Here is a 13,229-nt window from a genome sequence, read left to right on the forward strand (position 1 = left end):
GGGTGACGCGCGGGGCCGTGCCCGCAGCGGCCGACGGCGGGCCGTGCGCGTCGCCCGTCCGGGGCCGCGTTCACCGGCCGTCCCCTCCGGGCTGCTGCCCCTGGGTGCCGGAGCCGCCGGCGTTCAGGTGTTGCAGCGCCTCGACCAGCTCGTGGCAGGCGCGTTCCACCGACCGTCTGGTGTTGAGCTGTTCACTGATCACGGCGGAGAGCAGCAGCGCGGTCAGTCCCAGGGTCCCGTTGAACGCCTGGAGTTTCATCATCGTCTCGACGTCGGTCAGCTTCCCGAAGGAGCCGGCCTCCTGCCGGGCCACGACGGTGGCCGTCACCGACACGAACAGGGCGCACGGGATGCCGCCCGCAAGCTGGAAGCGCAGCGCCGACCAGATCAGGATCGGATAGGCCAGGAACAGCACGCTGATCGAGCTGTACATGATCAGCGGCACCAGGACGCACACGACGACGGTGAGCCCGACGGCCTCGGTCCAGCGCACGGAGACGGGCGGCAGGCGCGCCCGGTACAGCAGGAGCAGCAGCGGGGTGACGAGGACGACGCCCATGGCGTCGCCGACCCACCAGGCCAGCCAGACGAGCCCGAGATCCTCGGTGGGGAGTTTGTCCGACACCAGGAGCATGCCGACGCCCGTACCCGAGCTGATCAGCATGGCGGTCAGCGCTCCCAGGAAGACCAGCGCGAGTCCGTCGCGCAGCCGGCTCAGGCTCACGCGGAACCCCACCGCGCGCAGCATCAGCCAGGCGCAGACGGGAGCGGCCGTGTTGCCCGCCATGATCCCCGCGGCCTCCGCTCCGGGGGCTCCCAGGGAGAGGATGACCAGCAGCGCGCCGAGGGCGATGCCCGGCACGCACCACGGCCCGAACAGGAGCAGACAGGCCACCGCGAGGCCGGTGGGCGGCCAGATGGGCGTGACGACCGACCCGTCGGCGGTCAGCTGCTGCGACAGCCCCAGCCGCCCCGCCGCGTAGTAGCAGCCGGCGACCAGCAGCGTCGCGCAGGCGAGGACGACCGGTCGCGGCCATGCACGGATACCCACCACAGCAGCCATCAGACACCGGCGCCGCCGGGTCGGCGAGGTGAGAGGTGCGCCGTGGCGCCCTACGGCGTAACGCCCCGCCCGTCGTGGCCGACGACGAGCACGGCCGCGTCGTCCTCGTGGCCGATCAGTTCGGCGTTCTTGAGCACGGCGGCCGCGAGCGCGTGCGCCTCCATGCCGACGGCGGCGGCGAGGCTCGCCAGCCGCACCACCCGTTGCAGGCCCTCGTCGACGCTCAGGGAGGGGCCCTCCACCACGCCGTCCGTGACCAGGACGAACACTCCGCCGGTGCCGAGCCGGTACCGGGTCACCGGGTACTCGGTGCCCTCCAGGACGCCCAGCGGAGGTCCGCCCTCGTCCCGGCAGACCTCCGCCCGGCCGTCCGCGGTGGCCCGGACGCAGGGGATGTGGCCGGCCCGGGCGCTCTCCAGCAGGCCGGTCGCCGGGTCGTAGCGCATGAAGGTGCAGGTGGCGAACAGGTCCTTGTTGAGGGAGAGGACCAGTTCGTTGGTGCAGGCGAGGAGCTCGCCGGGTTCGCCGGTCACCGAGGCGAGCGCCCGCAGGCCGACCCTGACCTGGCCCATGAAGGCCGCCGCGTCGATGGCGTGGCCCTGGACGTCTCCGACGGAGAGGCCGATACGGCCGTCGGGAAGGGTGAAGGCGTCGTACCAGTCGCCGCCCACGTTGAGTCCGGCGTACGCGGGCGAGTAGCACGCGGCCAGGTGGATGCCGGGTACGGCGGGCAGGTCCGCCGGGAGCATGTCGCGTTGCAGGGCGATCGCCAGCTCCACCTGCGACCGCCGCAGCTCGGCCAGCTCCTTCGCCTGTGTGGTCAGCGAGGCCAGCCGGGCGAGCAGCTCTTCACCGTCAGGTGCGGGATGTTTGCGGAACATCGACCACTCCCCGCCAGGCCGCCTCCCGGCCGGAGCCTCTCGGCCCCCTGGACAGTGCAAGTCTGTCACCCGGGACGGGAAAGGTCATGCCGAAGCCGTCCGGGCGCGGGCGGGCGCCCGGCATGCGGAGAGCGGGCGGGCGCGCGGCATGCGGGAAGCGGACGGGCGCCCAACGCGTGGGACGCGGCACCCCCGCACCAGGCGCACGCGCGCACCCGTGAGCCCCGCCACGCCGGGAAGCGCGGCGTGTTCCGTACCCTTGCCGCATGCGCATGCGCCCCACATTGAGCTGGACCCCGGGAGCGGACCTGCCGCCGGGCACCACGGATCTCGCCCCCGTCGCCGACGCGCTGCGCGCCGGAGGCGTGCTGGTGCTCAGCGGGGCGGGCATCTCCACGGAGTCGGGCATCCCCGACTACCGGGGCGAGGGCGGGAGCCTGAGCCGGCACACCCCGATGACCTACCAGGATTTCACTTCCCACCCCGAGGCCCGCCGCCGGTACTGGGCACGCAGCCACCTCGGCTGGCGCACCTTCGGCCGCGCCCGTCCCAACGCGGGGCACCGGTCCGTGGCGGCGTTCGGGCGGCACGGTCTGCTCACCGGCGTGATCACCCAGAACGTCGACGGTCTGCACCAGGCCGCCGGCAGCGAGGGCGTCGTGGAACTCCACGGGAGTCTGGACCGCGTCGTCTGCCTGACCTGCGGTGCCTTCAGCGCGCGCCGCCAACTCGCCCGGCGCCTCGAGGAGGCCAACGCGGGCTTCGCGCCGGTGGCCGCCGGCATCAACCCGGACGGCGACGCGGACCTCACCGACGAGCAGGTCGGGGACTTCAGGGTGCTGCCCTGCACGGTCTGCGGCGGCATCCTCAAACCGGACGTGGTGTTCTTCGGCGAGAACGTGCCGCCGCAGCGCGTCGAGCACTGCCGCGAGCTGGTGCGCGCGGCGTCCTCGCTGCTGGTCCTCGGCTCCTCGCTGACGGTGATGTCCGGGCTCCGCTTCGTCCGCCAGGCGGCCGACGCGGGCAAGCCGGTCCTGATCGTCAACCGCGACGCCACCCGCGGCGACCGGCTGGCCGTCACCCGGGTCGCGCTCGGCCTGGGGCCGGCCCTCACGACCGTCGCCGACCGGCTCGGCCTCTCCGTCGATGCCGCGGCAACGGCCTGACCAGGCAACCGGCACCGCGCCGCGGATACGGAATCTCCCCGCGCCACCCCCTTGACCGTGGTCCCTCCACTCCATAAAGTCCTCGCACCTCACGAGGTACATCGATTAACCAATCGTTAACCGCTTGGTTGGAGACCACCCCTGTGCGCTCATCGCTGACGCGGCGCGAACTGCTCGCCGCCGGTTCCTCTCTGGCCGCGGCCGCTGCCCTGCCCGCTCTGTCCGGCTGCTCGTCGTTGGCGTCGGCGGACTCCGACCCGGACACCCTCGTCGTCCACACCCAGCTCGGCACCACCGCGCCGGGCTCCCCCACGTACCTGGCGGCCGTGGACCGCTTCCGCGAGGAGAACCCGGGGGTGAAGGTCAAGAACCTCGTCAACGGCGACGACCTCGCCCAGGTCTACGAGACCTCGCGGCTGGCCCGCAAGGAGGCCGACGTCGTGATGGTCAACCTCTACGACAAGACCCTGGCCTGGACGGACGTCGGCGCGACCGTCGACGTCAAGCCCTACCTCGACGACTGGGGGCTGCGCGGACGGGTGCTGCCCGCCGCGCTGGCCGACTGGACGGACGACGAGGGCAGGGTCAGGGCCTTCCCCTACTTCGCCACGAACTGGCCCGTGGCCTACAACCGCGCCCTGCTCGACCGGGCCGGCGTCGCCGAGATCCCCACCACCGGGGACCAGCTGATCGCCGCGGCCCGCAAGCTGCGCGCCAAGGGCATCGCCCCGGTGACCGTGGGCGGCAACGACTGGACCGGCCAGAAGCTGCTGGCGCAGATCATCCAGACGTTCCTGTCCCAGGAGGAGGCCCGGCACGTGTACTCCACGGGTGACTTCTCCGGGCGCGGTGCGCGCCGGGGCATCGAGTACTTCACGCATCTGCGGGACGCGGGTGTGTTCGCGGACAAGGCCCAGGGCCTCACCTCCGACTCGATGACCACGCAGTTCAACACCGAGGAGGCGGCCGTCCAGTCGGCGATGTCCTCCGCCCTGGCCAAGGTGCCCGAGAAGGTGGCCGGGCACACGGAGGTCGGCGGCTGGCCGCTGGCCGACGGGGCGGCGCACGACGGTCCCACCGTCATCCGCGCCTACACCCTCATCGGCTTCTGGATCAGCCCCAACGGCGTCCGCAAGATCGAGCAGGTCGAGAAGTTCCTGCGGTTCATGTACCGCCCGGACGTCGTGGCGCGGTTCGTGACGGAGAGCGGGCGTGACATGGCCCTGCGCACGGACGCCGTCTCCACCGACTTCCCGTTGGTCGGGGCGGCCCAGCGGCTCGGCTCCGGGGTGAGCCAGGTCCTGCTGCCCGACGTGTACGTGCCGCCCGCGGCCGCGCAGCCGCTGATCACGGCGACCAGCACGTCGTTCACCCGGGGCACGAGCCCGGCCCGGGTGCGCGCCGCCCTCGAGTCCGCGTACCGGTCCGTATGAGCCGCCCCGACGCGCCCGGTCCCGCCGCCCGGGTTCCCCTGGTCCCCCTCCCCCGTTCCCCCCGTTCTCCGGGAGTCACCGCATGACGACGCTCACGACGACGCCGGACGGGAGCGCGGCCCCGCGGTCCGCCCCGCCCGCCTCCCCCGCCCCGGTCTCGCGCCGGCCCCGGCAGGGCGGCACCGTCCTCGCGGTGCCCGCGCTGGTGTGGTACCTGGTCTTCATGGTCGGGCCGCTGCTGGCGATCTTCGTGATCGCGGCCCTGCACTGGCCGGGCATGCTCCAGCCGGTCTCCTTCGCCGGCCTGGACAACGCCCGGACGGTGCTGGACGACCCGGTGTTCTGGGACGCGGTCCGCAATACCGCCGTGCAACTGGCCGTCGCCGTCCCGGTGATGATCGTCTGCGCGTACATGCTGGGGTACTACGTCGCCCAGCGGCCGCCCGGGCACAAGGTCATCCGGTACCTCCTCTTCATCCCGGGGCTGATCTCGACGCCCGCGAAGGCGATGGTCTTCTACGCCGCCCTCTCCCCGGACGGCCTGCTCAACGGCGGGCTGGAGAGCATCGGCCTCGGTTCCCTCGCCGACGCCTGGCTGGCCTCGCCGTCGACGGCGCTGGCGTGCCTGATCGCCCTGGACGTCTGGGCCGGCATCGGCTTCACCGCCGTACTGTTCGCGGCGCGGCTGGGCAGTGTGCCTCACGAGCTGGGGGAGGCCGCCCAGCTGGACGGGGCGGGGCACTGGCGGACGATGTGGTCGGTCCACTTCCCGGTCATCCGCGACTACGTCGGCGTCGTGACGATGCTCCAGTTCCTGTGGACGCTGTTCGGCTCCGCGCAGCACGTGCTGCTGCTCACCCAGGGCGGTCCCGGCACCTCGTCCACCACGCTGTCGTTCCTCGTCTACCAGAAGGCGTTCATCGCCGCCGACCTCGGCTACAGCCAGACGGTCGGCGTCCTCCTCTTCCTCGTCGGACTCGCCGGGCTGCTCACGATCCGCCGCGTCTTCCGCCAGAACTACTGATCGGAGCAGCACTGATGAAGCTCGGCAAGCGCTGGCTCCCGGCCCACATCCTGGTGTGGACGTACGCGGTGCTGCTCGTCGTCCCGCTGTACTACTTCCTCGCCTCGGCGTTCAAGTCGAACGACGAGATCTTCGCGCATCCCTTCGCCCCGCCGTCCTCCCTGGGGCTCGGCAACTTCCGCACCGCCTTCGAGAGCGCCGACCTCGGGCTCGCGGTCGTCAACTCGGCGCTCGTCACGGTGTTCTCGCTGGCGCTCACCCTGCTGCTGGCGATCCCCGCCTCGTTCGCGCTGGCGCGTTCGACCGGGCGGCTGGCGGGTGTGGTCGAGAAGGTCTTCTCGCTCGGCTTCCTGATCCCGACGTTCGCGGCGCTCTTCCCCACCTTCCTCCTGGCGGCGGCCACCGGGCTGTTCCACACCCGGATCTTCATGGTGCTGTTCCTGCCGGCGACGGCGCTGCCGCTGTCGGTGGTGATCCTGGTGCAGTTCATGCGCACCATCCCGCCGGAGATGGAGGAGGCCGCCCGGCTGGACGGGGCGTCGACCTTCGCGGTACTGCGGCACGTGTACACGCCGATGTGCCTGCCGGGCATCGCCACCGTGCTGCTGCTGAACTTCCTGACCTTCTGGAACGAGTACCTGTACTCGCTGGTCATCATCGGCCCCGACCCGGCGCAGCGCACGGTCCAGGTGGCCCTGCCCACGCTGAAGTCGATCACCGGCACGGACTACGGCGTGCTGACGGCGGGCACGGTGCTGACCCTGGTGCCGGTGTGGCTCGTCTACACCCTGCTCCAGAAGCGCATGCAGCAGGCCCTGGTCAGCGGGGCGGTGAAGATGTGAGCGTCTTCGCCGAGCGGTCGGGACGCCGGCCCACCATCAAGGCGGTCGCGGCGGCGGCCGGGGTGTCGACGGCCGCCGTGTCCCAGGCCTTCAACAACAAGGGCCGGCTCTCCGAGGCGACCCGCCGCCGGATCCTCGACGCGGCGCTGGAGCTGGGCTGGTCGCCCAGTGCCTCCGCCGCGGCCCTGCGCAACGCGCGTACCCGCAGTCTCGCCCTGGTGGTGCGCCGCCCCACGGACGTGCTGGGCTCCGACCCGCACTTCAGTGAGCTGATCACCGGCATAGAGGGCGAGCTGGCACCGCGCGGCTACGGTCTGCTGCTGCACCTGGTCAGCGGCCACCGCGAGGAGAACGCGCTGTACGAGCGGCTCGCGGCCGAGGGCCGGGTGGACGGCGCCGTGCTCACCGACGCCCGCGACGACGACGCCCGGCCCGCGCTGCTCGCCCGGCTCGGACTGCCCGCGGTCCTGCTCGGTTCGCCCGACGGTACGGCCGTCGTGCCGCGTGTCGGACTGAGCGACCAGGGTGCGGGGATCGCCGAGGCCGTCACGCACCTGCTGGGCCTCGGCCACCGGCGCGTCGCCTACGTCAGCGGACCGCCCGAGCTCCAGCACACGCGGGTGCGCAGGGCGGCCTTCGAGGGCGCCCTGCGCGAGGCGGGCCTGCGCCCGTTCGCGGTACTGCCCACCGACTTCAGCGAACGGCGCGCCGTGGGCGCCACCGAGGCGCTCCTCGACTCCGCCGACCGCCCCACCGCGATCGTGTACGCCAACGACTCGATGGCGGTCTGCGGCATCGGCACCGCGCAGCGCGCCGGGCTGGCCGTACCCCGGGACGTGTCCGTCGTCGGCTACGACAACCTGCCGCTCGGTTCCTGGCTGCACCCCCGGCTGACCACCGTCGATCAGCAGGTGCAGCGGGTGGGCGCGGCGGCCGCGCGCATGCTGCTGGCCCTGTGCGGCGAGGAGGTCGAGGAGACCGCCCTCGCCGAACGGCCGCGCCTGGTCGTACGCGAGTCCACGGGGCCCGCCCCCACCTGACCACCACCCGGCCGCGGCACGTCGCCGCGGCCCCGCACCATCCGCACCCCCACCACCCGAGAAGGACCATGCGACGCCACAGCGCCCAGCTCACCCACCAGTCCGACGTCCTGCCCTGGCTCGGCGCCAACTTCTGGTCCCGCACCGGCGGCCCGCTGATGTGGCGGAACTACGACCCGGCGACCGTGCGCGAGGAACTGCGCGTGCTCGCCGGCCACGGCCTCAACACCACCCGGTCCTTCTTCTACTGGCCGGACTTCCACCCCGAGCCCGACCGGATCGACGACGAACTGTGCGCGCGCTTCGAGGACTTCCTCGACGCGCACACGGAGACGGGCATGGGGACCATACCCACCTTCATCGTCGGCCACATGTCCGGCGAGAACTGGGACCCCGTCTGGCGCGGCAACCGCGACCTGTACGAGGACGTGTGGATGGTGGGCCGGCAGGCGTGGTTCGTCTCCCGCATGGCGCGCCGCTTCAAGGAGCACCCCGCGGTCACGGGCTGGCTGATCACCAACGAGATGCCGGGGTACGGGCGGATCTACCAGGTCGACCCGCCGTCCTCGGACGTGGTGACCGCGTGGGCGCAGTCCATGTGCAACGCCGTGCGGGCGACCGGCGCGACGCAGCCGGTGTCGCTGGGCGACGGGGCGTGGGGCATCGAGGTCACCGGCCGGGACAACGGCTTCTCGCTGCGGGAGACGGCCGAGTACGTCGACTTCGTGGGCCCGCACGTGTACCGCTCGGACACCGACCGGCCGCGCCAGCACTACCGGGCCGCCTTCGAGTGCGAGCTGGCCTCGGTGACCGGGCAGCCCGTCGTGCTGGAGGAGTTCGGGCTGTCCACCGACACGGTCTCGGCCGCCAACGCGGGGATCTTCTACCGGCAGACGCTGCACAACTCGCTGCTGGGCGGCGCGACCGGCTGGCTCGCCTGGAACAACACCGACTACGACGGCCTGTGGGACCGGTCCCCCTACGACCACCACCCCTTCGAGATGCACTTCGGCATCACCGACTCCACCGGTGCGCCCAAGGAACCGCTGCGGGAACTGGCCGCCTTCGCCGAGGTGTTGAAGGCCGTGGACTTCCGGCGCTGCTCCCGCACGGACGCGGACGCGGCCCTCGTCGTCCCGGCCTTCCTCGAACGCAGCTATCCCTACAGCCGTCCCGCCGACCGGCCGCTCATCTTCACGTCCCTGCACCAGGGTTACGTCACCGCGCACGCCGCCGACCTGCCGGTGGCCCTCACCCGCGAGGCCGACGGACTGCCCGGCGAGGCGTCGCTCTACCTGCTTCCCGCCACCCGGCAGCTCACCACCCGCACCCGCCGGGAGCTGGCCCGCCGGGCCGCCGAGGGCGCCACCGTGTACCTGTCCTTCTGCTCCGGGGAACACCCGGCGACCCGAGGCCCCTGGTTCGACGATCTCGACGGGCTCTTCGGCGTCGAGTTGCAGTTGTCGTACGGCGTCGCCGAGCCGATCGAGGACGACGTGCTGGAGATGACGTTCACCGAGGACTTCGGCGGCCTGCGGGCCGGCGAGGTGCTGCGCTTCCCGGTCGCGGGGAACGAGGACAGCCGCGCCTACCTGCCCGTCGTACCGCGTGCCGGCCGGGTCGTCGCGGTGGACGCGCACGGACGGCCGGCCCTGATCGTGCACGAGACCGGGGTGGGCCGGACGGTGCTGGCCACCTACCCGCTGGAGCACATGGCGGCCCGCACGGCGCGCGTCAACCCCGATGTCACGCACCGTCTCTACGCCGCGCTCGCGCAGGTGGCGGGCGTGCGCCGACCCGTCACGGTCGCCGATCCGCACGTCTCGGCGGACGTCCTCGGCCACGCCGACGGGCGCCGTTTCGTGTGGCTGGTCAGCCAGAGCCCCGACCCGCTCGTGGTCCGCCCGACCGCCGAGGGCAAGCTGCACGACCTGGCCGACGGTCACCCGGTCGAGGACGTGGCGCTCGACGCGTACGGCGTAGTGGTGCTGGAGCTGCGATGACCCTCCCCCGCTACCGCGATCCCGCCGCACCGGTCCCGGACCGCGTCCGTGACCTGCTGGGCCGCATGACCCTCGCGGAGAAGGTCGGTCAGGTCAACCAGCGCATGTACGGCTGGGACGCCTACGAGCGCGCCGGGGAGGGACACCGCCTCACCGACTCCTTCCGCGCCGAGGTCGCCGCCTTCGACGGCATGGGCGCGCTGTACGGGCTACAGCGGGCCGACGCCTGGTCGGGCGTCGGCTTCGCGGACGGCCTCGACGCCGGGGACGGGGCGCGCACGGCGGCGGACGTGCAGCGGCACGTCATGGAGCACACCCGGCTCGGCATACCCGTGCTGCTGGTCGAGGAGATGCCGCACGGCCACCAGGCGCTGGACGGCACGGTGCTCCCGGTGAACCTCGCGGTCGGTGCCACCTGGGACCCGAACCTGTACGCCGACGCGGTGGCCGGGGCTGCCGCCGAACTGCGGGCGCGCGGCGCGCACATCGCGCTGGTCTCCGCCCTCGACCTGGTGCGCGATCCTCGGTGGGGACGCAGCGAGGAGTGCTTCGCCGAGGACCCGTACCTCGCCGCGCGGATGACCGAGGCCCTGGTCGAGGGCGCGCGCCGGGCGGGTGTGGCCGTGGTCCTCAAGCACTTCGCCGGGCAGGGCGCCACCATCGGCGGCCGCAACAGCGCGGCGACGGAACTGGGACCGCGCGAACTGCACGAGGTGCACCTGGCGGCCGCCCGGGCCGGCGTGGCCGCGGGTGCGGCCGGGGTGATGGCCGCCTACAACGAGTTCGACGGTCTGCCCTGCGTCGCGAACCGGTATCTGCTGACCGACCTGCTCCGTACCGAGTGGGGTTTCGAGGGTGTCGTCATGGCGGACGGCACGGCGGTGGACCGGCTGGTGCGGCTGACCGGCGATCCGGTGTCGGCCGGGGCGCTCGCCCTGGACGCCGGGTGCGACCTGAGTCTCTGGGACGCCTCCTTCACACGGCTGGGCGAGGCGGTGGAACGCGGTCTGGTGTCCGAGTCGGCGCTGGACGCCGCGGTGGCGCGGGTCCTCACGCTGAAGTTCCGTCTGGGCCTGTTCGAACAGCCCCTGCCTCCGGCCCGGTCCGAGACCGCAGGTCTCCCGGACCCCGCCGAGCTGGGCGAGCGGATCGCCCGTGCGTCGGTGACCCTGCTCGCCCACGAGGGCGGCGTGCTCCCCCTGTCCCGCGCGGTGCGGCGAATCGCGGTGCTCGGCCCGAACGCCGACTCCGTGGCGCAGCAGATCGGCGACTACACGGCGCCGCAGCGGCCCGGCGGCGGGATCACCGTCCTGGAGGGCTTCCGGGCGGCGGTGGCGCCCGGCACCGAGGTGGTCCACGACCGGGGGTGCGCCCTGGTGGGTGACAACGTGTCGGACGTTCCCGCCGCCGTCGCCCTGGCGGCCGGCTCCGACGTGGCCGTGCTGGTGCTGGGCGGCTCCAGTGCCCGTTCCCCGGACACGGTCTTCGACGCGAACGGGGCGGCCGTCACCGGTGCCGGAACACCGTCCGGCATGACCTGCGGCGAGGGGGTCGACCTGGCCGACCTGGCGCTGCCGCCCGCGCAACGGGCCCTGCTGGCCGCGGTGTCAGCGACCGGAACCCCGGTCGTGGTGGTACTGGTGCAGGGCCGTCCGCACGCCCTGCCCGAGCTGGACGCGCCCGCGGTGGCGGTGCTGAGCGCCTGGTATCCGGGGCCGCGGGGCGGACGTGCCGTGGCCGAGGTGCTGTTCGGCGACGCCGAGCCGCGCGGCCGGCTGCCGGTCTCCGTACCCCGGTCGGCCGCCCAACTGCCCGTCTACTACAACGGCAAGGACCACCGCTACCGCGGCTACGTCGACCAGGGCGCCGGTCCGCGCCACGCCTTCGGGCACGGCCTGTCCTACACCGGCGTCGCGTACGGGCCGCCGCGCCTGTCGCACACGCGTGTCGGCGCGGACGCCCCGCGGCTGACGTGCCGGGTCACGGTCCGCAACACCGGGGCCCGGCCGGCCGAGGAGACGGTGCAACTGTATGTGCGCCGACTGTCCGGGGGCACGTCCTGGCCGCGCGTGCGCGAACTGCGGGGCTTCGTCCGCCTGACCATCGCGCCCGGCGACGAGGCCGAGGCGGTCTTCGAGGTGGACCGTGACACGCTGGCCTCGGTCGGGCGCGACCTGCGGCTCGCCGTGGAGCCGGGGCTGGTCGAGCTGGAGACGGGCCCCGCGTCCGACCGGACCACGGGCGTCCACCTGGAGATCACGGACTCGGAATCGAACGCAACTTAGGCTAGCCTTGCCTTCATGGCGAAGGTTCGGCGGCTCACGCCCCAGCACCCGGAGATGTTCCGCGCCCGCGTGGTGCGGACCGAGCAGGTCTCACCGTCCATGCGGCGCGTCACGGTCACCGGGCCGCGACTGGGCGGCTTCCCGTGGCTGGGGTACGACCACTGGTTCCGGCTGTTCTTCCCGCTGCCCCATCAACGGGGCCTGCGCCTGCCGGAGTTCACCGGTTCCCAGTGGTGGCAGCCGTATCTCGCGATCCCGGAGGAGGAGCGGCCGCACTGCGCCAACTACTCCGTGGCCGACTACCGCAGCGCGGCGGCCGAGCTGGACATCGACTTCGTCGTGCACCGCGGCCCCACCGGCGAGGTCGAGGGCAGGGCCGCGATCTGGGCCTGCGGCGCCCGCCCCGGGGACACCCTCGCCCTGCTCGACCAGGGCATCCTCTTCGACTGCCCGCAGGACGCCTCCGAGGTCACCGTGGTGGCCGACGAGACCGGGCTGCCCGCCGCGGCGAGCATCCTGCGCTCGCTCCCCGAAGGCACCGTGGGGCGCCTCATCCAGGAGATCCCCACCGACGCCGACCGCCGCGAGCTGACCGCCCCGGCCGGTGTGACCGTCTCCTGGGTCGTACGCCGGGACGACACCGCGGTACCCGGTGCCGCCGCACTCCGTGAGCTGCGCCGGCTGACCCGTGCCGACGCGGCGGGATACGCCTTCGTCGTCGGCGAGTCGACGCTGGCCACCGAGGGACGCAGGCACCTGCACCGCCTGGGGCTGCCGAAGGAGCGCATCACCTTCTCGGGGTTCTGGAAGCACGAGAAGGTGATGGCGGCCGCCTGACGCCGGTCGGCTCCCCACGACCGGGGCCCCCGGACTGCGCCCGGGGGCCCCTGACTACGCCCGGGTTCCCTGGCTACGCCCGGAGTCTTCCGACTACGCCTGGGAGCCCTTGACCCGCTGGTAGTGCCGCCGGGCCTTCATCCGGTTCCCGCACTCGGCCATGGAGCACCAACGGGCACTGTTGGGCTTGCTCCGGTCCAGCAGGAAGCGCCGGCACTCCGGATTGCCGCACGCCTTGAGCCGTCCCGGCCGGGTCTCTTCGACGTGCGCCCAGGCCAGCACCAGTTCGACGGCCAGACGGTGCGCCTCGGGAACCCTGAGCGCCCATTCCACCCGGCCGTCCTCGATGACCGGCACCCTGCTGACGCCCTGGAGGAACTCGCCCAGGCACGCGGGGTCCCGCCGCCCCCGGACGACGTCCTGGAGGGCACCCCGCGCGGCGACCAGGAGGGCGACCTCCTCGTCCGACCCGGTGCCGCCGTGGCCGCGTGCCCACGCGCGCCCCTCGCCGGGCGTGCCCAGAGCGTCGCTCACCGAGCCCCGCACGACGGGAGTCGTGTTGAGCAGCTCCAGAAGGACGTCTTCCGCGGCTCCGTCGGACACCGCCTTCACCCCTAACCATTTCGCTGACATTGGCAGGTTACAACACCGTTCG

General features: G+C 72.9%; 11 protein-coding genes. 8 read left to right on the plus strand and 3 right to left on the minus strand.

Annotation, left to right across the window (positions count from 1 at the left end; translation table 11 throughout):
* Window positions 1–70: 70 nt before the first annotated feature.
* Both B9W62_RS01505 and B9W62_RS01510 read right to left on the minus strand, forming a co-directional pair.
* Window positions 71–1,063, minus strand: a complete 993-nt coding sequence (locus tag B9W62_RS01505; RefSeq protein WP_087804384.1) for an MASE1 domain-containing protein — start codon at window positions 1,061–1,063, stop codon at window positions 71–73.
* Between the two features lie 50 nt (window positions 1,064–1,113).
* Window positions 1,114–1,944, minus strand: coding sequence for a PP2C family protein-serine/threonine phosphatase (locus B9W62_RS01510; protein WP_087804386.1), 831 nt, complete (start codon window positions 1,942–1,944; stop codon window positions 1,114–1,116).
* A 266-nt stretch (window positions 1,945–2,210) separates the two neighbouring features.
* Between B9W62_RS01510 and B9W62_RS01515 the strand changes: the two genes are divergently transcribed.
* From B9W62_RS01515 to B9W62_RS01550, 8 genes are all read left to right on the plus strand, one after another.
* The gene (locus B9W62_RS01515; RefSeq protein ID WP_087804388.1) at window positions 2,211–3,110 is read left to right on the plus strand and encodes an NAD-dependent protein deacetylase; all 900 of its coding nucleotides are present in this window, start codon (window positions 2,211–2,213) and stop codon (window positions 3,108–3,110) included.
* Window positions 3,111–3,253: 143 nt separating this feature from the next.
* Window positions 3,254–4,543: an ABC transporter substrate-binding protein gene (locus B9W62_RS01520; RefSeq protein ID WP_087804390.1), complete on the plus strand. Its 1,290-nt coding sequence runs from the start codon at window positions 3,254–3,256 to the stop codon at window positions 4,541–4,543.
* Window positions 4,544–4,625: 82 nt separating this feature from the next.
* Window positions 4,626–5,567, plus strand: coding sequence for a carbohydrate ABC transporter permease (locus B9W62_RS01525; RefSeq protein ID WP_087804392.1), 942 nt, complete (start codon window positions 4,626–4,628; stop codon window positions 5,565–5,567).
* Window positions 5,568–5,581: 14 nt separating this feature from the next.
* Window positions 5,582–6,409, plus strand: a complete 828-nt coding sequence (locus B9W62_RS01530) for a carbohydrate ABC transporter permease (protein WP_003978411.1) — start codon at window positions 5,582–5,584, stop codon at window positions 6,407–6,409.
* On the plus strand, window positions 6,406–7,449 hold the full coding sequence (locus B9W62_RS01535) for a LacI family DNA-binding transcriptional regulator (RefSeq protein ID WP_087804394.1): 1,044 nt from the start codon (window positions 6,406–6,408) through the stop codon (window positions 7,447–7,449). Before B9W62_RS01530 ends, B9W62_RS01535 begins: the two co-directional genes overlap by 4 nt.
* A 68-nt stretch (window positions 7,450–7,517) precedes the next feature.
* Window positions 7,518–9,452, plus strand: coding sequence for a glycoside hydrolase 5 family protein (locus B9W62_RS01540; RefSeq protein WP_087804396.1), 1,935 nt, complete (start codon window positions 7,518–7,520; stop codon window positions 9,450–9,452).
* On the plus strand, window positions 9,449–11,737 hold the full coding sequence (locus tag B9W62_RS01545) for a glycoside hydrolase family 3 N-terminal domain-containing protein (protein WP_087804398.1): 2,289 nt from the start codon (window positions 9,449–9,451) through the stop codon (window positions 11,735–11,737). The genes B9W62_RS01540 and B9W62_RS01545 overlap by 4 nt, the downstream gene beginning before the upstream one ends.
* A 15-nt stretch (window positions 11,738–11,752) precedes the next feature.
* A complete protein-coding gene (locus B9W62_RS01550; protein WP_179235298.1) occupies window positions 11,753–12,574 on the plus strand; it encodes a siderophore-interacting protein in 822 nt (273 codons plus the stop codon).
* A 93-nt stretch (window positions 12,575–12,667) separates the two neighbouring features.
* On the opposite strand, the gene B9W62_RS01555 is transcribed toward B9W62_RS01550, so the two are convergent.
* The gene (locus tag B9W62_RS01555; RefSeq protein WP_087811686.1) at window positions 12,668–13,177 is read right to left on the minus strand and encodes a CGNR zinc finger domain-containing protein; all 510 of its coding nucleotides are present in this window, start codon (window positions 13,175–13,177) and stop codon (window positions 12,668–12,670) included.
* Window positions 13,178–13,229: the final 52 nt, after the last annotated feature.

Origin of the sequence: Streptomyces sp. CS113, assembly GCF_002188365.1 — a bacterium.
GTDB classification, from domain to species: domain Bacteria; phylum Actinomycetota; class Actinomycetes; order Streptomycetales; family Streptomycetaceae; genus Streptomyces; species Streptomyces tendae.

Excerpts from the sequence above, each read along its gene's own strand:
- B9W62_RS01505 (WP_087804384.1), bottom strand. The coding sequence starts at position 1,063 with ATGGCTGCTGTGGTGGGTATCCGTGCATGGCCGCGACCGGTCGTCCTC.
- B9W62_RS01510 (WP_087804386.1), bottom strand. The coding sequence starts at position 1,944 with ATGTTCCGCAAACATCCCGCACCTGACGGTGAAGAGCTGCTCGCCCGG.
- B9W62_RS01515 (WP_087804388.1), top strand. The coding sequence starts at position 2,211 with ATGCGCATGCGCCCCACATTGAGCTGGACCCCGGGAGCGGACCTGCCG.
- B9W62_RS01525 (WP_087804392.1), top strand. The coding sequence starts at position 4,626 with ATGACGACGCTCACGACGACGCCGGACGGGAGCGCGGCCCCGCGGTCC.
- B9W62_RS01530 (WP_003978411.1), top strand. The coding sequence starts at position 5,582 with ATGAAGCTCGGCAAGCGCTGGCTCCCGGCCCACATCCTGGTGTGGACG.
- B9W62_RS01540 (WP_087804396.1), top strand. The coding sequence starts at position 7,518 with ATGCGACGCCACAGCGCCCAGCTCACCCACCAGTCCGACGTCCTGCCC.
- B9W62_RS01545 (WP_087804398.1), top strand. The coding sequence starts at position 9,449 with ATGACCCTCCCCCGCTACCGCGATCCCGCCGCACCGGTCCCGGACCGC.
- B9W62_RS01550 (WP_179235298.1), top strand. The coding sequence starts at position 11,753 with ATGGCGAAGGTTCGGCGGCTCACGCCCCAGCACCCGGAGATGTTCCGC.